Source organism: Luteolibacter sp. Y139 (assembly GCF_038066715.1).
Lineage (GTDB): Bacteria > Verrucomicrobiota > Verrucomicrobiia > Verrucomicrobiales > Akkermansiaceae > Haloferula > Haloferula soli.
Map to the genome: position 1 here is coordinate 1 of NZ_JBBUKT010000003.1, position 15,862 is coordinate 15,862.

A 15,862-nucleotide genomic window follows, 5' to 3' on the forward strand; every position below is an offset into this window, starting at 1 on the left:
GCACTCCGCTGCTATTGGGACTAAGCGAGCTCTCTGGTTCGATCACCTCACAGAATTGGATACCGTTTCGGAAAAGGAACGAATTCACCGAAGAAAAATGGATCAACGGAGGGGCGGCGATCCAGTGGAAAATGGCATGCGCCCCTTTCGTTTTTCCGATGGCCGCATTCGGCAGATTCCATCCGTAGAATCACGTCCCGTGCGTTCGTTGCACTGCGGGCCGGGATCGTGCATCTGTTTTGCTATCGCACTCGTGCGGGGTGTCCGTGGGTCTGGGCTGACTCGCGGGCACCAACCCTTTCCGGGGTATCCGTGTGAATCGGTGAATGCGCCCGTGGCCGGAATTCAAACCCAGCCGGTCACGGGCCATTCTCGGCAACCTGTTTCATCCTCCGCCAGCGCCATGCGAGGAAGGCGGTCCAAGGGATGAGGAAGAGAAGCACGAGGAACCAATAAGCAATCCTCCACACCTGATCGTTTCCAGACGCTTCATGACTGGATGGCGGGGGAAACCCCTCATTCCACGGATAATTTCCCGGGGCCGAATAGAACTTGAAGTCGGTGGGCCCGCCGGTCGTCCGAAGTAGCCGAACGTGTGACCCCGATAAATTTCCGGACTTGGAATATACCGCGTATTTGTCGGCCCGGCCGAAAACTACTAGCGTGTCTAGACGCCCCATCGACCGCACCCAAGCCCACCCCAGGAACGCCGCCAAGAGCATCCCGAGCCAGAAGCTCTTCCAGCGGTAGATCGGGCGGGGGTTCATAGAGGAAGTGCCGCAGAGCCTCCGGCCCATCACCGGCGGTGCGTGCACTGTGCGTGCCGGAGACTCTGGACGTAGATGCCCTACCATGGGCACAGCATCGGCATCAAGCCTCCCGCATCAGCCGCACCACCTCGCGGGCTATCTGCTCGGCAAGAGTGCCCACCGATTCGACCGGCTCGCCTTCGATCCACTTATCAAGCCACTCGCGCTTGATGCGGCGAGCCTTCCGTTCGCCCTTGATCTTCACCGTCCGGCTATCGAGTTGCCCAAGGCGAAGGGCGCTCTCGATGGCTGAGACAGAGAAGTCGGAATAGGCGGCGGCTGACTTCACCGAGAACCATTCGCGCTGGACGGGGAGCGGGCATGGCGGAAGGAGCGAGGGCTCAGCGGAAGTTCGCGATCACATCGATTTGCTTGTTCCTAAGTGATCTCCGCTTATCTCGCTGACCGTTCCAATGAGCGTATGCCATCGTCATCTCGCGATCCGTTAACGCGCGGTATGCCCAGACGACGAAGGTAAAGTTCAAGGCATCGTCTCGGATTGCTCCGGCCATTATGCGATTTTCTGCCAAGGCGGGTTTCGGGGGTTGAAACATCCCTTCATCTTAGGAGACCGCGAAGCCGGTGAAAAGGAAAAGCCCGGCCCTCTACATGGGGGCCGGGCGGGTGTGTCAGGCGATCACTCAATTCTGATCCTAAAGCCCTCCGGCAATTTTGCCGGTGGCTGCCTGCTCTCCGATACCGCATAGCCAACGCATCCTAGCAGGTATTCCCCCACCGTGATTTTGAGAATCAGCGCGATCTTTTCGACGTGCTTCCACTCCTCCTCCGGGAACCTGAATCCGGCGGTGACAGTGCATCCCTCCTTCAGCATGTCGGCGAGATGCTTTGAAGTGGGGGGAGCTATCCCCCCGATGCCGACGCCGTGCGGTTCCTTCCAAGCTCTCACGCGGTCGGCGACACTCTTGTCATCGAAGGCACAAGCAGAATGCAGGCGAGCCAGCCTAGGCCCCGGAAACACGGCTAGGGCGGACTGTGGCACCTGTAGGGTCACGTCCACGAAGCGCTCCGGCTTCATGATCTCCACATACTCGCGATGACACAGGGGGCCGTCTGCGATGGAATCAAAGTAGCGATTGCGGTCCGACGTGCCGTCAAGGTAGCCAATCACGGCGGCGTTCACGAGTTGGTCCTGGGTGATTCCGTCGAGCTTCGCTACCTGCTGTATTCTGCGGCGGATATCTGCCGTTGCTGGCTGGAATTGCACCACGTTGGTGAGAAGCGCGGCGGGCTTGTTGGTAGTGGCCGTGGCTGCGGCCTTCTTGTTTTTCATTGGGACTAAACAAAAGTGCCAGTGACCGGAATGGTGCTTCCACACCTTCCCTGCGGTTAGTGGCCGCAGGTATCCAATCACTGGCAGAATGTCGTTCGATGGTTGTCCGCGTCCCTAAGCACTACCAAAGGGGTATCGATGCGGGCCGGGGTGGAAGCCTCGGCGGAACTACCGTAGCAGGGGCGTCAAGTGCTCGCGTTAGCGGCGTCCCTGGCGGGCTGTCCGCCGGGCAATCAGCGCCCGAAGCTGCGCAATTGAGAACCGGCGGTCTCGGGCTCCGAAATCAACCCACTCGGTAATAACCCGGCTCAGTTGCGATGTGGAGAGGTCCAACAACCCGGCGGCTCGGTTGGAGTTGAAGAGAGCGATTTCATCCGCAGAGCTTTCCACCTTCGCCCACACGCGGTCGGCGAGATCCTTCGCGGCCATTTCTAAAACTTTCTGCTCCTGTTCGTCTGTCAGTTTCATGCGTCCGCCCTTTATCAATTCGGGAGCGGTGCCGCTCCTCAATTATTCGCCCTGAAGGGCACCGCACCTTTCCCTCGGTAGCTCAAGGGCTAGACGGCCAAAACAGGCGGAAAGGGCACCGGGGGTTTGGCGGTTTGAAACCGCTTTACCCCAGATCCGAAATCGACGGAAAACGGTAGGTGTAGGCTCTCTTTCCCCTGTGGAATGAGGCTTTGAGCGGTGATCCGATCGGGGCGGTTTCAACGGGCAAAAATGCTCGATATCGGAATTCCGGCATCGCCCTAGAAACCCCTCCCGCGCTAGGAATTTCTCCGCCACAGCACATAGCTCGGGTGATCTCCCGGAACCAAAATGGCGGCGGCCTTAAAACCGAAGGTCACGAACCGGAAGCCATTAATGGCATTCGGCGACACCCTGACAACAACCCTGACATTGTGGAACGTGGGTGTCAGGACGGCGTCCGTGACCGAAGGAGTCGGCCAAGTGGGAACTGTCGAGGGCTCAAGGTAATCACCCACGCAGCAATCACGTATCGAAGTGCGGATGGTCATTCCCCCATGGCTATACCCATGACCGCCAATCTTGCAACCCGTGGATGGCAAAGATACAAACGCGCATGCTCGTAGAGGAAACCTTTCACGCTCTTTTCCAAATTCCCGAAGCTGACATCCGCAAGGATGTTTCTCGGGCTCGGTCTGATACGCGGAGCGTGCATGAGGAACAGATTCGTCTTCGCGACGCCTCAAAAGATGCCAAAGACATTCCCGCACTAGCGCGCTCTTTCCATCTGCGCCTCTGTGTGGCTGCGGCGATCTATGAGCGCATGCCCGACGAACGCGGGCTCTCGTTCCTCGCCCTAGCTTGTGAGCACGTCGCGGATGACGCCACGCAAATTCACTTCAACAAGCATCTTGCGCACTTGGATGAAGACGACGACCCCAAGCACGACGACACCCTCTATCGCATCCATGATACTGTCCTATCCACAATGCTTGAGCGATATGGGGTTTTGGATGTGGGCAAGCTATTTGAAACCGACCGCAAGGAATTTGACATCCTCTGCGAGATTGGCCGGCACGCAATGGGACCTGAGACTCTCAGCAACCCATCGTCCGAGCGCTACATCCTGCAAGAGCACGGAGAGAAGGGCCTTGCCCGCATTCGCGCAAGAGTTGCCGAGCTGCGAAATAGCGCATCAGCTTAATCCTCCCTTGGCGGCAGCCCGAGCAACGCGCGGAAGTCGTCTCCACCCTCGGTGGCGGCCTCTGGTGCTGGCGTGATGCCCTGATCTGGCTCACGCGCAGGCTCCACGAGCGCAACGGGCTCAGCGGCCCTCTCAGGTGGCAAAGCGGGCGTGCTGGGGATGATCTCAGCTTCAAGCGCCGTGGTTGGGTAGCGCTCCTCGTAAGGTCCATGACGCTCCACCGCCGCATGGTGCATCTGCGTGAAATGCCGCGTTCCGATTTCTGTCGATCGCTTTCCTAGCCCTACCAGCGCATGCAGAGGGCTTTCCTCATGCCATTCGGCATCGGTCGGAATTTCTGTGGGATTGCCCGCTTCGATTTTCGCCAGTTCGTCGTAGTAGATCGCTTGGAAATGCTCATCATCTGCCGCACTGATCCGCATCGCCACCTCGTGATAAGGATTGTCGCCGTTCGTGAGTTCAACGGCCTGCGTTGTCTTCTCCCGCCACAGCTCCGGCTTGCGGTTGCGAAGCCACAATGAACACGCGGCGGTGTCGGGCGGGTAGTGCTTCAGCAGCGGCGTGATGATCGTTTTCCCCTCATGGGTGGCGATATGGGTATCAGGCACCACGGCACCAACGGCGCGTTGGTAGAGAGCGCTTGCAACACGAGCGTCGGCGATCTCGCGTCCCTCGTGGACAGCAGCGGCAAACTCTGGTTTGGATGCCAACCATTTATCAATCCCGGCGATGCTCACATTGAAAGCGCGGGCAAGGTCTCGATTGGTGGCACCCAACCGGCAAAAGTGCATCGCCAGTTCCGCGTATTCCTCGCGATATTTCGGCGGGCGTCCTCGCTTCGTGGTGATGGCTGTGCTTGTGGCCATGGTCGTTAGGTGTATCGCAGCGGCGGAGGCGGCGTGACAGATTCGGTGGCCTTGGCGGGCTTCGAGGGGTGAGTGTTGACTGGCTGGAAAATCGGCACGAAGAATCCACCTTTTACGTGCTCAGCCTCTTCCACAATCGGGATGGTAAGGCCGCGAACTAATTCGGCGTTGGCTGGGATGTTCATGGCTGGTTGTCGTTGGGATCGGCGTCGATGATCTTCTGAATCGTGGCGGCGGAGTTTCGAAGGCGGGCGGCGGTCTTCTTCAAAGTGGCGGCCTTCGCGCCGGGCTCGGTAAATGAGTGTCGCTCAAGCTTGGCCGCGATGAAGTGGCAGGTCTGCATCCTCCGGCGCTGCCACCAAACGGGAGCCTCAAGGATGGTCTCCGGCTTGCACTGCCGGAGATGGGCTTTCGCGAGAATAAGGTCGCCGTCGGCAATAGCGTTCATGGCATCAGAGGTAAATGATGTTCGCTTGCGGGGTGGTGCGCGACTTGTCCACCCACGTCTGGTAATCGACTCGGGGTGGTGCGCCCAAGATGACGGTGGTCATGTCATTCATCAGGTCCAATTCCTCCGACTCCACGAGGGCGTCCATGGTTGCGTGCGCCGTGATCCGTGAGTTGGTGACACGGATCTTGCATCCCCGGTAGCGGGTGCCGCCGGATTCATCCAATGGCATCGTGAAGCGCCCATCGTAGGGCGTCCAATTCTGCGAGGCTAGCAGGTTGCTGGCGAAGTTGGCAGGCGGAGCGCGGTAGGTGAAGGATGGCCGCCGGTAGATGGTGCCCACGATCTGGTTATCCAATAGCTTTACGTTGGCCGTGGCCTTGTAGATGAAAATGCCGCGTTTCGGGTAGGGGGACCCATAGACGTTGAAAAGCTGCGGCTCATTCCGCCAGCAATACCCAGCAAACTCCACGACTCCAGGCAGGGAACTGGTAGGGAAGCCTTTTCCGTAGGATGTGGTTTCGCTGTAATCGACAATAACAGGAATATCGACATCGAGGATGGCGTCATAAACCGCAATGCCGTTCTCGCTGGTCAGCCAATCCGGCAGCGCTGCGCTGCTATCGACAACGTATTTGGTGCCGCTGATAGCTACGCCATTGACCTTAAAAACCGGCCCAATCGTTCCCTGCTGCGCTGGTATCGAACTCGCAGAAGGCGTGCTAGTGTGGTAAGGGATCGAAGCGCCCCCGACCTCGGGGCTTTGGGTCTGGAAATATGGAACTGCTCCCGGGTAGTTGAACCAGTTGTTGGTGTAACGAGAAATAAGCTGGGTCAGAACGGAATCGGTCGCGTTAAGGAACGCTCGCAAGGTCGCCGGGGAGCCTGAAGTCGGGAACGAGCTAATGAAAACACTATCGGTCGGCTCATCCGGGAGAAACGTGTCCATCTCGGGGCCGGACACCATGGTGATGCCGTTGAACCCGATGGCCGGGGTTCCAGCGGTCTGTGACTGCCACCGCCTCCGTCCATTCGGAGCGCGATCCGTGTAATGAATCTTCAGGTAATTCAGTTTGAGTTGAATCCGTGGCTTCGCCTCGAACTCGGCGCAATCGGTGATGTCAATCGTGCGCGTGGTCGCCACTCCGCGCCGGGTAACATTCAGAGTTGGGTTCGTGGTGCTGTAGTCGAACCACGCCATACCATCGGGGACAAGCCGCAGAAGCTCCGCGAGAACCTGACCGTAGGTGGACTGGTTGTAGGTGTTGGCCGGAACGTCGAAATAGGTCGATACGGTCCCGAGCGCGATCGGTGCACCCGCCGCAATCGCGTAGTTGATGACCGTTTCAATGATGGCCTTGAAGCTGCCGCCGACGGGAAGAGACGGGCGAGGTGCAACCGCGCCAGTCCCATCAGCCTGATTCACCTCAAGCACCATATTGTCCAGCTGCCACCATGGGCCAGAGACGACAACGGTAACGCGATCTTGCTGCTGGGATCGGTCAGTGACGACCCCTGAGAAGAACTTAACGCCATCGCGAAAGAGCGTCACGGATTGGGTGAGCGAAGGAATCGCAACCGTGGATGAGTCGCATTCGACCGTGTAGGTGAAGTAGTCGGCAGAGCACGAGCGGAAGACCACCTTGGCGGCGGTCGCGTCAATCTCCGCAAGCGTCCGCACGGTGTCGTCCATCGCGGCTCCTGTCTGCCCTTGAACTGTCCATACGTTGGCCATTTGTTAGACGGTGGCGAGTTCCTCGGCTTCGGCGGTTGCACCGGGGGAGTCACCAAGACCACCCCCGGCGCTTGCCGCCTCACTGCCACCGATCGCAGCGAGAATTTTCCTGAGATCGGAGATCTGGGCACGGACGATTTCCGTGGTCTCATCTAGGGTTTCCAGCATCGTCGCCAAGTTGTTCTCGGCTGCGGATGCGGATGCCGCGTTGTGGGAACTGTAGGCGCGACCATAGGCTTGGCCGCTCTCGAAGACGGCTGGCATCAGGTCAAGCAGCTGTCCGAGCACCATGTCCCGGCGTCCGCCTCCCTCCTCATGCCGGATCTGCATTGCCAGCGGCGAGGGCATCGCGAACACCACCTTGACGGCAACCTCCCTCGCTTCGTTGTTCAGCCTCTCGAAATGGCCCATGATGGCGCGAATTTCGGCAACAGCTGCTTGAGATCGACGGGCTGTAGCGGCATCGCTGGCCGCTTTCTTCCGGGGCTCCACGAGTTCGGCGAGTCGCAGATCTTCACTGGCCTTGACCAGTTTTGAGGCGGCGGCATCACAGGCTGCATCGGATTCTCCATTCGTGCATTCATGCCGGAGTCGCTCCACCTTTCGGCGAAGCTCGCCGATTGCGGCGTATTGCTTGAGAGCATCGGAGGTCTCATCGGTGATGAGTTGAAGACGGCGGCGGATTTCATCGGCGGTGGTAGGCATGGCGGCAGTTCTGTTGGTTATTCGGAAAGGTGCTTGTCGGCCCAGGTATCGATCTCGCTGGCGAGGTTCTCGTGCGATTCGGTGGAGCCGCTGGCACGGAGGAGACCGGCGGCGGCATGACCAAGCGTTGCTAGGCGTTGCCGCACTTCGGGAGGAGTGGCGGCGAGAACATCGGCAGGCAGAGGTCCGGCGATCGATTCGAGAAGTTCAAGCGGGTCTGGTTTGGCAGGGTCGGCGGTCATGGATTCGGCTTTCAGTCAGATTGAACCAGCAAGTGATGCATCACAATCTCACGAGAGTAATCCCTATTTAAATGCCCATTAAAGGGGCATTAAATGCGAATTGGATGAGGCAGAACAACGGAGCGGCAAGGGTTGCATGAGCGAGGGCAACGCAGCGAAGCGGGGCTCCGGCACCTACTATTTATTTAGTATGTCGGACATTGGCCGCGCCTTCCCTCTTGGGGTGCGATGGATGCAGGAAGAGGCGTCGGTGAATGAGCCCACGCTTGGCCAACCAATCGCCACAGCTCCGGTTCATGCCCTTCACCCAACCGGCGCGGAATCCGGGCTGCTCTGCTTGTTGGGGCGGGTTCTTCACGGGGCGGGTTCAGTCCTCCGGCCCGGCTTGCGCTTGCCTTGTGCCACCTCCACGGCTGCGGATGCGGTGGCGTAGTCCACCGGCAGGACGTGAAGGATCATCCGCCCGCCTGAATGCTCGGGATACTGTCCGCGCTGTATGACCGCAAAGAACGTTCCGGCTTCCAGCAACGCCTTGCTATCGTCTTCACCCAGGACAATCCGAATTGATTCGGCGGGTGGTGGCTCGCATTGTGTCGTCACCATGAGCGCTCCGGTTAATTCCCGCCCGATTTTGATTCGCACGACTGGCCAGACTGTCCGCATTCGGACGGCGTAGCGTCGAAGTCCACTTGAATGCACCGCTCTGCCAACCGGCGAATGATGTAGGGGGCATGCTTCTCGTGTAGCAGGTCTTCCATGTTCTCCGGCCTCACGTTGTCGGTGATGACGGTCCACAGCTTCCACTCGTGGCGATGCTTGATGACTTCCCACAAGCCATCGCTCGCGGCCTCACCGGTGATCTTCCGCTTGGTGAGGTCGTCAATGACCAGAAACGGAACGGTGCGGGCATCCTCGACAAGATCGTGAGCTGCCCCCATGACCTTTTCGCCAAGGGAGTATTGGTGCCGGACTCGGCAGGCTTCGGTCAGGCGGTCTCCGTCCACCCACAGCAAGCCGGGGAGTCTTCCATTGGTGGAGCCCATCTTGCTCACGCGGCCCGAAATTGCAGCGGCGTATTTCTCCAGCAAGAGCAAGTAGGCGATCCGGCTTTTGCACCGTCCGGAGCTCAGGGAGTGGAGCCACAGCCAATCGGATGATTCGCTGTCCCATGCTCCCTTGATGCGGTTCCATGCGGCGGCGTTGAACTCCGGGTGATCGGTGTCGGTGTCACGAAGCTCTGGCGATACCTCACTCGCAAGCTCCCTGATAGCGATGCTCCGGCAAAGCTCGATGTGCTTCCGCTCCTCCTCTTGGATCTGCGCCTGTCGCTCTGGTGATTTCTGCCAGCAATCATCGCATTGGCCGCCTTCATCAAATGAGCTCTCAGGTGTCCCGCAGGAAGTGCAGGTGTGGTATTCCAGAGTGCCAAAGAGGCGCGGGAATGCGGTTTCAAATTCTGAGGCGAGTTCTGAAGTCTTCATAATTTTCGGAAATTCGTTTTTGCATGTGTGGGGGTATCCTTCTGGGGGAATACCTTTGTCTTCCGATTTTGGAAGGGGTGTCGTTCCTGTTTTGGAAGGGGACCCGTTCCATTTTTGGAAGGGGTTCCATCGTCCTTCATGTAGGGATGACAGGCTCGATAGACGGTGGTTTGTCCCTTCCGCTTGTCCGCAATCGCCCATCCATTTGCGGCGAGCCATGCAAGGGCCTCGCGGACCTTGTGATGACCAATGCCGCAATGTTCGGCGATGCCGCGGACGCTGCCCCATAGGTCGCCCCTGCGCTCCATGTGGCACCACACCCGGAAGGCTTCGGGCGAGAGCCCGGCATCATCCAAGGCGGCGGAGATGAACGCCCTTCGCGTCACCCAAGGCTTCCCTCCCGGTCGAGGTCATCCAAGATCGACAACAATCGGCGTGTTTCGCGCTGGGTGCGCTGTGCCGGTGGATGCTCCACAATATCGAGATCAAGGTCGCGGTCGGCATCATCGATCTCACCGGGCGTGCAGAGAGAATCCCGCCACGCGGCATGGTCGGCAACGGTGAGGCGGCGGCTCATTCATCCACCCCCTCCCCGTCGGCAGCGGCCTCGGGAGCAATCACGCGCGACTCAAGAAAGGCCGCGATGCTGTCGAGACTGTAGAGGCGCTTGCCTTTGATCTGCCCCCGCTCGCGGAGACTGGAGGACTTCACCTTTCCTGCGACGGTCAGGCGATGGAGCGAGGTCCGGCTGATGCCGAAGATCTCGCGAACCTTGTTAGCGTCACCCCATTCGGGGCGGGTAGCGGTTGCGTTAGCCATGGGCCGAGAATGCCCGTGATGTTCCGATTAGGCGATTTAAAGGTTGATACAAAAAGTGTAGTTACCTACACCTTCCGCCATGCCCAAAGCATCATCGTCAAATGTCATCGCCGCGCTTCGCTACCACATTCATGGGGCCCTGAAGCAAGAGAACCGCAAACTTACCCAGTCAGACTTCGCGCGCCTTATTGGAAGAACGGCGGCGACGATCAAGAGCATCGAGTCAGGACGCCTTGCGCTCTCCGATGATCTAGCGAAGAGGATCTCCCAAGTGACGGGCGTATCTCTACCATGGCTCCTCAAGGGCGACTCCTCTCAGCCAATTCGCGCCAGAGACGGGAAGCCATATGCCCTCGCTCATCTAGAACGGGCACAATTCGAGTTGCGGGACCGGAAAGAAGGCAAGGCCCCATTTGGCATTAAGCGCGCGGTAATCGCGACACAAGGCGAGACGGTGGCCGATCTGGTGCGAGAGCTTTCAAAGCGCTTTGCCCGCCATCCGGACGGCGAATTCCGGATGTGGAAGCTCCAGCAAGCGGTGAAGCGGGTGGACGAAGAATTTGCTGCTCTCCCTTAGTTGCTGGCCGCCTAATGGTCAAATCGATGGCTTCTACGTATTTTCTTGGGCTGATTTGAATTTGACGGATCGAATCCCGGAAGCGAGAGTTGCCCCGGAGGCATTGGTGAGCGATCGCTTTGCCTTCTCAACGGAGGAGGAGACTCGGTCTCCTCCTCCTCTTTTTTCTGAACCTGCAGGTCTGGTTCATCCTCTCCAGCATCGGCCTCCTCCCGATCTCGGCGGTCCTTCAGGGACTCAAGATAGAACAAGCCATAATCGACCCACGGCTTTATTTCCCCGGGCGACTCTTGCTTCCATTCTAGGGCACGGACAAGCCTCGCAAGAGGCGCGAGCTCTTCTCGCGCTGGCTCCTTCATTCTGCCGACGCGCACGCCCCAGCTGATGATGTAAGCGCAAATGTCAGCTACCTGAATGACCGGGGTCAGGTGGCTATGCACGAAGAATGGAAGCGGAATGATTCGACCCGTGAGCCGGTGCCCTGCCATCGTTTCGCGGCAGTAGTCGCGGATCTCGTTGAGCAGCCGCTGGGACTGCCTGGTCTCGGATTCATCGAAAACCAACACGCCCTGCTGGTCGTCCTCCTGACTCTCCACGTGCTTGCTGAACCGCTCGAACAGATAACGATAGTCCTTTCGGAGAAAGCGAGAGGTCAACGGTTTCGGAGCACCTCTTGCGACGATTGCGCCGAAAGCCTTCAAATTGAACCTTTGACACTCTTTCAGCAGGCGGGTGACAAAAGCCAAGACGGCCTGTGAATAGGCCGTCAATTCGTCGCCCTTTGGGGGGCGCGTGATCCCATTTAGCTTCTGGGCGTGGCTTTCGGTGAGAAGTGTTCTTGCAAGATCGCGGCGGCGGTTTTTCTCGATGGGCCCCTTTTGTGCGGCAAGATCGAAGCGCTTGTTTTTGAGAAGAACCTTCCCTTTATACTCCACATCGACCGCGCTTAGGGTGGTGCCGAAGTGCTCCAGCTCAAGATGGTGAATGCGTTCCACCAAATTCCACAGCGTTGCCTCGTGAACAGCGACCCCGCACAGCACTTCACATGGGGCGTGAGACTCGTTGATTCCGCTTTCATCGAGGAAAAACATCATGGCCGCCCAAGCTTCTAACACAAAGCGTGGGAGGAAGGGAACCTTCTTGGAACGTCAAGGAATACGCTCCCAATTTCGCTCCCAATTCGGGGGCCTCGCAGCCAACACTTCCCGCAAGCCACTGAAATACAACGCTGGAGGCGGAGGAGGGAATCGAACCCTCGAATAGCGGTTTTGCAAACCGATGCCTTACCACTTGGCTACTCCGCCGTGACGCTTTCAGCGCGGGGGCAGATTCCCTACGTGGCCCGGCAGGACCTGTCAATGCCCGGGTTTTCCCGCTGCATCCCCCGATTGCGGGCCGGACAAGCCGCCTCGCTTCCCCATAGCCTTCTGGAAATGAAACCCGCGATTCTCGCCTGGCTGTTCGCCGCCCTGACCGCTACCGCCGCGGAGAAGCCGAATCTGCTGATCATTCTGGCCGATGATATGGGCTGGTCGGACCTCGGTTGCCAGGGCTCGGAAATCGCAACGCCGAATATCGACCGACTCGCCACAGAGGGGATGAAGTTCCGGCAGTTCTACAATGCCGCCCGCTGCTGCCCGAGTCGCGCCGCGCTGCTGACCGGCCTCTACCCCCATCAGGCCGGCATGGGCGAAATGGTCGTCGAGAAACCGGGGACCGAAAAGGGCCCGTATCAAGGCTACCTGAACGGCACCTGCACCACGCTGGCGGAGGCGCTCAAGCCCGCCGGCTACCACAGCTACCTTTCCGGCAAGTGGCACGTCGGCGAGTTCCGCCCGCAATGGCCGATCGATCGCGGCTTCGAGCACTCCTACGGTCTCATCTCCGGGGCGATGAACTACTACGACCTTCGTATCGACAAGACCAAGGAGGGCGAGCGCAGGTTCGCCCGCGATGGGGAAAACATCGTCCCACCCGCCGACGGCCGCTACATCACCCGCGAGTTCACGAAGGAAGCCACGGGTTTTCTGGACGGCCATCGCCAGGAACATCCCGGCGAGCCGTGGTTCCTCTACCTCGCCTACACCGCGCCGCACTGGCCGCTGCATGCCCCGGAGGAAATCATCAGGAAGCACGAGGCGGCCTATCGCGATGGCTGGCAGCCGATCCGCGAGGCAAGACATCGCCACCAAATCGAACTCGGGCTGCTGCCCGCAGGCACCCCGTTGAGCCCGCCGGATGGAGCGGATTGGCAATCGCTGCCCGTTGAGAAGCGCGCGGAGATGTCCCACAAGATGGCCGTCTATGCCGCCATGATCGAAGTGCTGGATACCCAAGTTGGCGTGCTGTTAGACAACCTCGCCAAAGCCGGCGAGCTGGACAAGACCGTCATCGCCTTCCTCTCCGACAATGGCGCCTGCGCCGAAGGCGGCCTGCTCGGCCAAAACTTCCGCCCCGACCTCACCGGCGAGATCGGCACCGTGAATTCCTATCACAACTACGGACAGTCGTGGGCCAATGCCTCGAATACACCCTTCCGCCTCCACAAGTCTTTCACACACGAAGGTGGGATCCACACGCCCCTCCTCATCCGTTGGCCGAGCACGATCAAAGCCTGCTCGTCGAGTGACGCCGTCGGCCACGTGATCGACATCATGCCCACCTTCTGCGAGATCGCCGGAGCGAAGCCACCCGCTGGCATCGCGGGCAAGTCCCTCCTGCCCGTTTTGAAAGGTGGCACGGGCGAACCACGCACCCTCGGCTGGGAACACTTCGGCGCCGCAGCATGGCGCGATGGAAATTGGAAGCTCGTCCGCAAGGACAAGAAGTCGCCGTGGGAACTCTACGATTTAGCAAAGGACCCCTGCGAACTCAAGGATCTAACCGAATCCGAAAAGGACAAGGCCGCAGCGATGACCGCAGCTTGGGAGAAGTGGGCTAAGGAAGTGGGTGTCCGGTAAGAGCTGCACGTTTCCCGCTTCCCGGAATTGCCTTATACGTCCCGGCTGCCTCAGGGTTACCGGACGATGGAGCTTGATCCAAACCAGCGGGCATTCGTGAACGCAGTGATGCTGCCACTGGGAGACGATCCTCCGCGGCGCGAACTCCTTGAAGAAGCCGTCGCACTCTCATCCACCTTACCCAGCCAAGCAATCGGCGATGATGCGCTCACCGCAGCGGAGAGGATGAAGCAGACAAGCCGCTGCTTCCGTCTGCGGCATCGGATTCTCCCACTCGTCTGGACTGCGACGATTGTCGCCGTCGCATGGTTCGCGATCGCCGGCCCCGGAGCACGGAAGTCGCTGTGGGATATATGGGAGGTCAATCAGGTCGCCAATGCCGTCAGCACCGTGTGCTGCAGCCACGAGGGCGTGCCGCGCTTTCCAAATTTACTGTTCCCCCGAGAGCGAGACTCCGGAAAACAATTTCTCGAACATATCGCACAGGATGTTCCGGCTGCCCAATGCTCCTTGCTGATCGGAGAACCCGCCGAGCCCGATCCTGTATTGAAGTGGCGCCGCGTGTGGGACCGCAATCCACACGATCCGGCCCACTACTTTGCCTACGCTCTGGCCCATCGGAAGGAACTCGGGACGTGGCCCGAAAACTTCGTCGAAACTGGCGAAGAACTGGATCCAAGCAACGGCTGGTTCCGCCTGATCGCCGGAGCATCCCAGTCAAAAACCTCCGTGGGCGAGCCTCCCGCACCAAAAATCACCAGAGCAGAGCGTCTCGCCGCACGCGAAAAAGGTCTCCCTCCTCCGCAAACGCCGAAGCCAACCAAACCACAGCGCCAAGTGATCGATCCGGTTGGCTTTCAGCAAGGATGGCAATCGCTCAATGACGCCCTGTCCATGCCCCGATGGCACGACTACAGGAGCGAACTCAATGCGATCCGCGTCGCAGCGGTGCCCCCGCCCGATGACTTCGCCGCGTGGTCCCGGGGGATGTATTTCTCGATCTTCCAGCCTGAGGACAACATGCCGGATTGGCTGGAACTGAAGAGCTATCACGAAGGACTTCGACTTGCTGCAGAAGAGGTGTCCAAGGCGGGGGATTCGGAACGACTCGCCGCGCTTGATGCCTTGCAAAGGAAGTTTGTCCATAAACTCGGCACTACATTGCGCTCCGAGCTCATGGAGCCGATTATGATTCGCGCCACGGCACTGAGCGGCGGACGCACGCTGGAGAAGGCTTGGACAGCGATCGGAGACGCCTCGAGGGCCAAACGCTGGAAGGACTTCGCCGAGGCCATCGATCCGAAGCTGAATCCCAAATTCTCGCCCACGCCCGAAATGCTGGGCGAAAACCGGGGCAGCAACATGGTGATTCAGGGATTGATCTACATGACTTCCTATCAGAGCCCCGAGTCCGCACTGCCAACGGAAGCTGACCTACGGGGAGGCCGTCTCGCCGAATATGCGGTGTATGAAAGACTGATGATGCACGGAATCGCCCTGCTGCTCCTTCTCGCGCTTGGCTTCCTGCTCCTCACGCCCCTACTTCAGCGGAAGGAAATCGGACCGCTGGGATCGCGGCTGGCGGGATTATTAGATAACCGCGACCGGCTCCTGATTCTGACCATCGGAGTGATCCTGCCCACCGTCGTCTATCTCCTTTCCACCCGCTTGCCTTGGCTTGGAGCCAGGGACATCAGCATCTCGGCGATCGGCTTCTTCCTCTGGATCGGCCAGTCGGTGGCTTTTGTGGTGTCCGTCCTGCTCGGGACACTCCAAGCGACAAGGCGGCGGCTTGGTCGCCGCGGCGCAGTGTTATCCCTAGGCTGGGTGGGACCGGATCCGGGACGGTTGAGCTTTCCCGCCGCCCTGGCGATCATGCCGCTCGCAGCGATCCTACCTCTCTGCATGCACTGGTGGCCAAACGCCTTGGCCATGGCAGCGATTGCCGCGGGCTGCCTGCTCGCCTTCCCTCTCGTCTGGCTAGTCGTCCAAGCGGGGGGCTGCTTCAATGGCCCGCAGGCCAGGAAGCTTCACCGCTCGGTCTTGCTGCATGCGGTCCGGCCGTTCATCGCCATCGCACTCATTCTCCCTGCTCTCGCCATTCCGTGGGTCCATGCCGAGGAAAGGGCATGGACCCGTGAGATCCGCTTCGAGTCGCTCGCGGACACCTCGTTCTTCGGCTCACGCTTGGAGCGTGAATACGGAGACTGGATCGTCCGCGAGATCCTGACGGAACTCGATACGCTGGAGAAGTGAA

18 protein-coding genes and 1 tRNA gene are annotated in these 15,862 nt (G+C 59.4%); 5 read left to right on the forward strand and 14 right to left on the reverse strand.

Going from position 1 to position 15,862, the window contains the following annotated elements; genetic code table 11:
- The coding region (locus WKV53_RS08375) for a hypothetical protein (protein ID WP_341404119.1) at positions 1-188 on the forward strand (188 nt) is incomplete at its 5' end.
- Between the two features lie 682 nt (positions 189-870).
- Here the strand turns inward: WKV53_RS08375 and WKV53_RS08380 are convergent.
- The 3 genes from WKV53_RS08380 to WKV53_RS08390 form a co-directional block, all read right to left on the reverse strand.
- Positions 871-1,098 carry a hypothetical protein gene (locus WKV53_RS08380; RefSeq protein WP_341404120.1) on the reverse strand — a complete coding sequence of 76 codons (228 nt, stop codon included), beginning with the start codon at positions 1,096-1,098 and terminating at the stop codon, positions 871-873.
- 348 nt (positions 1,099-1,446) lie between these two features.
- Positions 1,447-2,100 carry a hypothetical protein gene (locus tag WKV53_RS08385; RefSeq protein ID WP_341404121.1) on the reverse strand — a complete coding sequence of 218 codons (654 nt, stop codon included), beginning with the start codon at positions 2,098-2,100 and terminating at the stop codon, positions 1,447-1,449.
- 198 nt (positions 2,101-2,298) lie between these two features.
- Complete coding sequence (locus tag WKV53_RS08390; RefSeq protein WP_341404122.1) at positions 2,299-2,568, reverse strand: hypothetical protein; 270 nt, start codon at positions 2,566-2,568, stop codon at positions 2,299-2,301.
- 616 nt (positions 2,569-3,184) lie between these two features.
- On the opposite strand from WKV53_RS08390, the gene WKV53_RS08395 reads away from it, so the two are divergent.
- Complete coding sequence (locus WKV53_RS08395; protein ID WP_341404123.1) at positions 3,185-3,772, forward strand: hypothetical protein; 588 nt, start codon at positions 3,185-3,187, stop codon at positions 3,770-3,772.
- Here the strand turns inward: WKV53_RS08395 and WKV53_RS08400 are convergent.
- The 9 genes from WKV53_RS08400 to WKV53_RS08440 all read right to left on the reverse strand — a co-directional run bounded on the left by WKV53_RS08400 (position 3,769) and on the right by WKV53_RS08440 (position 10,068).
- Positions 3,769-4,638, reverse strand: coding sequence for a hypothetical protein (locus tag WKV53_RS08400; RefSeq protein ID WP_341404124.1), 870 nt, complete (start codon positions 4,636-4,638; stop codon positions 3,769-3,771). The genes WKV53_RS08395 and WKV53_RS08400 overlap by 4 nt on opposite strands.
- Before the next feature lie 5 nt (positions 4,639-4,643).
- On the reverse strand, positions 4,644-4,823 hold the full coding sequence (locus WKV53_RS08405) for a hypothetical protein (protein WP_341404125.1): 180 nt from the start codon (positions 4,821-4,823) through the stop codon (positions 4,644-4,646).
- Positions 4,820-5,086: a hypothetical protein gene (locus WKV53_RS08410; protein ID WP_341404126.1), complete on the reverse strand. Its 267-nt coding sequence runs from the start codon at positions 5,084-5,086 to the stop codon at positions 4,820-4,822. Before WKV53_RS08410 ends, WKV53_RS08405 begins: the two co-directional genes overlap by 4 nt.
- Before the next feature lie 4 nt (positions 5,087-5,090).
- The gene (locus WKV53_RS08415) at positions 5,091-6,779 is read right to left on the reverse strand and encodes a hypothetical protein (protein ID WP_341404127.1); all 1,689 of its coding nucleotides are present in this window, start codon (positions 6,777-6,779) and stop codon (positions 5,091-5,093) included.
- Positions 6,780-6,824: 45 nt separating this feature from the next.
- A complete protein-coding gene (locus tag WKV53_RS08420) occupies positions 6,825-7,526 on the reverse strand; it encodes a hypothetical protein (RefSeq protein WP_341404128.1) in 702 nt (233 codons plus the stop codon).
- A gap of 17 nt (positions 7,527-7,543) precedes the next feature.
- Positions 7,544-7,768, reverse strand: coding sequence for a hypothetical protein (locus tag WKV53_RS08425; protein WP_341404129.1), 225 nt, complete (start codon positions 7,766-7,768; stop codon positions 7,544-7,546).
- A gap of 614 nt (positions 7,769-8,382) precedes the next feature.
- Positions 8,383-9,249 carry a hypothetical protein gene (locus tag WKV53_RS08430; protein ID WP_341404130.1) on the reverse strand — a complete coding sequence of 289 codons (867 nt, stop codon included), beginning with the start codon at positions 9,247-9,249 and terminating at the stop codon, positions 8,383-8,385.
- Between the two features lie 382 nt (positions 9,250-9,631).
- Complete coding sequence (locus tag WKV53_RS08435) at positions 9,632-9,826, reverse strand: hypothetical protein (RefSeq protein ID WP_341404131.1); 195 nt, start codon at positions 9,824-9,826, stop codon at positions 9,632-9,634.
- Positions 9,823-10,068: a hypothetical protein gene (locus WKV53_RS08440; RefSeq protein ID WP_341404132.1), complete on the reverse strand. Its 246-nt coding sequence runs from the start codon at positions 10,066-10,068 to the stop codon at positions 9,823-9,825. The genes WKV53_RS08435 and WKV53_RS08440 overlap by 4 nt, the downstream gene beginning before the upstream one ends.
- A 79-nt stretch (positions 10,069-10,147) precedes the next feature.
- Between WKV53_RS08440 and WKV53_RS08445 the strand changes: the two genes are divergently transcribed.
- Complete coding sequence (locus WKV53_RS08445) at positions 10,148-10,645, forward strand: helix-turn-helix transcriptional regulator (RefSeq protein WP_341404133.1); 498 nt, start codon at positions 10,148-10,150, stop codon at positions 10,643-10,645.
- Positions 10,646-10,656: 11 nt separating this feature from the next.
- Here WKV53_RS08445 and WKV53_RS08450 read toward each other — a convergent pair whose 3' ends face one another.
- Complete coding sequence (locus WKV53_RS08450) at positions 10,657-11,739, reverse strand: DUF3800 domain-containing protein (RefSeq protein WP_341404134.1); 1,083 nt, start codon at positions 11,737-11,739, stop codon at positions 10,657-10,659.
- A 135-nt stretch (positions 11,740-11,874) separates the two neighbouring features.
- Positions 11,875-11,949 (reverse strand) — tRNA-Cys (locus tag WKV53_RS08455).
- A 129-nt stretch (positions 11,950-12,078) separates the two neighbouring features.
- On the opposite strand from WKV53_RS08455, the gene WKV53_RS08460 reads away from it, so the two are divergent.
- Together WKV53_RS08460 and WKV53_RS08465 are read left to right on the forward strand one after the other, a co-directional pair.
- The gene (locus WKV53_RS08460) at positions 12,079-13,605 is read left to right on the forward strand and encodes an arylsulfatase (protein WP_341404135.1); all 1,527 of its coding nucleotides are present in this window, start codon (positions 12,079-12,081) and stop codon (positions 13,603-13,605) included.
- A 66-nt stretch (positions 13,606-13,671) separates the two neighbouring features.
- The gene (locus WKV53_RS08465; protein WP_341404136.1) at positions 13,672-15,861 is read left to right on the forward strand and encodes a hypothetical protein; all 2,190 of its coding nucleotides are present in this window, start codon (positions 13,672-13,674) and stop codon (positions 15,859-15,861) included.
- Position 15,862: the final 1 nt, after the last annotated feature.

Bases quoted from the DNA above. Each gene is read 5' to 3' on its own strand.
- WKV53_RS08385 (WP_341404121.1), bottom strand. From the start codon at position 2,100: ATGAAAAACAAGAAGGCCGCAGCCACGGCCACTACCAACAAGCCCGCC.
- WKV53_RS08390 (WP_341404122.1), bottom strand. From the start codon at position 2,568: ATGAAACTGACAGACGAACAGGAGCAGAAAGTTTTAGAAATGGCCGCG.
- WKV53_RS08395 (WP_341404123.1), top strand. From the start codon at position 3,185: ATGCTCGTAGAGGAAACCTTTCACGCTCTTTTCCAAATTCCCGAAGCT.
- WKV53_RS08400 (WP_341404124.1), bottom strand. From the start codon at position 4,638: ATGGCCACAAGCACAGCCATCACCACGAAGCGAGGACGCCCGCCGAAA.
- WKV53_RS08405 (WP_341404125.1), bottom strand. From the start codon at position 4,823: ATGAACATCCCAGCCAACGCCGAATTAGTTCGCGGCCTTACCATCCCG.
- WKV53_RS08410 (WP_341404126.1), bottom strand. From the start codon at position 5,086: ATGAACGCTATTGCCGACGGCGACCTTATTCTCGCGAAAGCCCATCTC.
- WKV53_RS08415 (WP_341404127.1), bottom strand. From the start codon at position 6,779: ATGGACGACACCGTGCGGACGCTTGCGGAGATTGACGCGACCGCCGCC.
- WKV53_RS08420 (WP_341404128.1), bottom strand. From the start codon at position 7,526: ATGCCTACCACCGCCGATGAAATCCGCCGCCGTCTTCAACTCATCACC.
- WKV53_RS08425 (WP_341404129.1), bottom strand. From the start codon at position 7,768: ATGACCGCCGACCCTGCCAAACCAGACCCGCTTGAACTTCTCGAATCG.
- WKV53_RS08430 (WP_341404130.1), bottom strand. From the start codon at position 9,249: ATGAAGACTTCAGAACTCGCCTCAGAATTTGAAACCGCATTCCCGCGC.
- WKV53_RS08435 (WP_341404131.1), bottom strand. From the start codon at position 9,826: ATGAGCCGCCGCCTCACCGTTGCCGACCATGCCGCGTGGCGGGATTCT.
- WKV53_RS08440 (WP_341404132.1), bottom strand. From the start codon at position 10,068: ATGGCTAACGCAACCGCTACCCGCCCCGAATGGGGTGACGCTAACAAG.
- WKV53_RS08445 (WP_341404133.1), top strand. From the start codon at position 10,148: ATGCCCAAAGCATCATCGTCAAATGTCATCGCCGCGCTTCGCTACCAC.
- WKV53_RS08450 (WP_341404134.1), bottom strand. From the start codon at position 11,739: ATGATGTTTTTCCTCGATGAAAGCGGAATCAACGAGTCTCACGCCCCA.
- WKV53_RS08460 (WP_341404135.1), top strand. From the start codon at position 12,079: ATGAAACCCGCGATTCTCGCCTGGCTGTTCGCCGCCCTGACCGCTACC.
- WKV53_RS08465 (WP_341404136.1), top strand. From the start codon at position 13,672: ATGGAGCTTGATCCAAACCAGCGGGCATTCGTGAACGCAGTGATGCTG.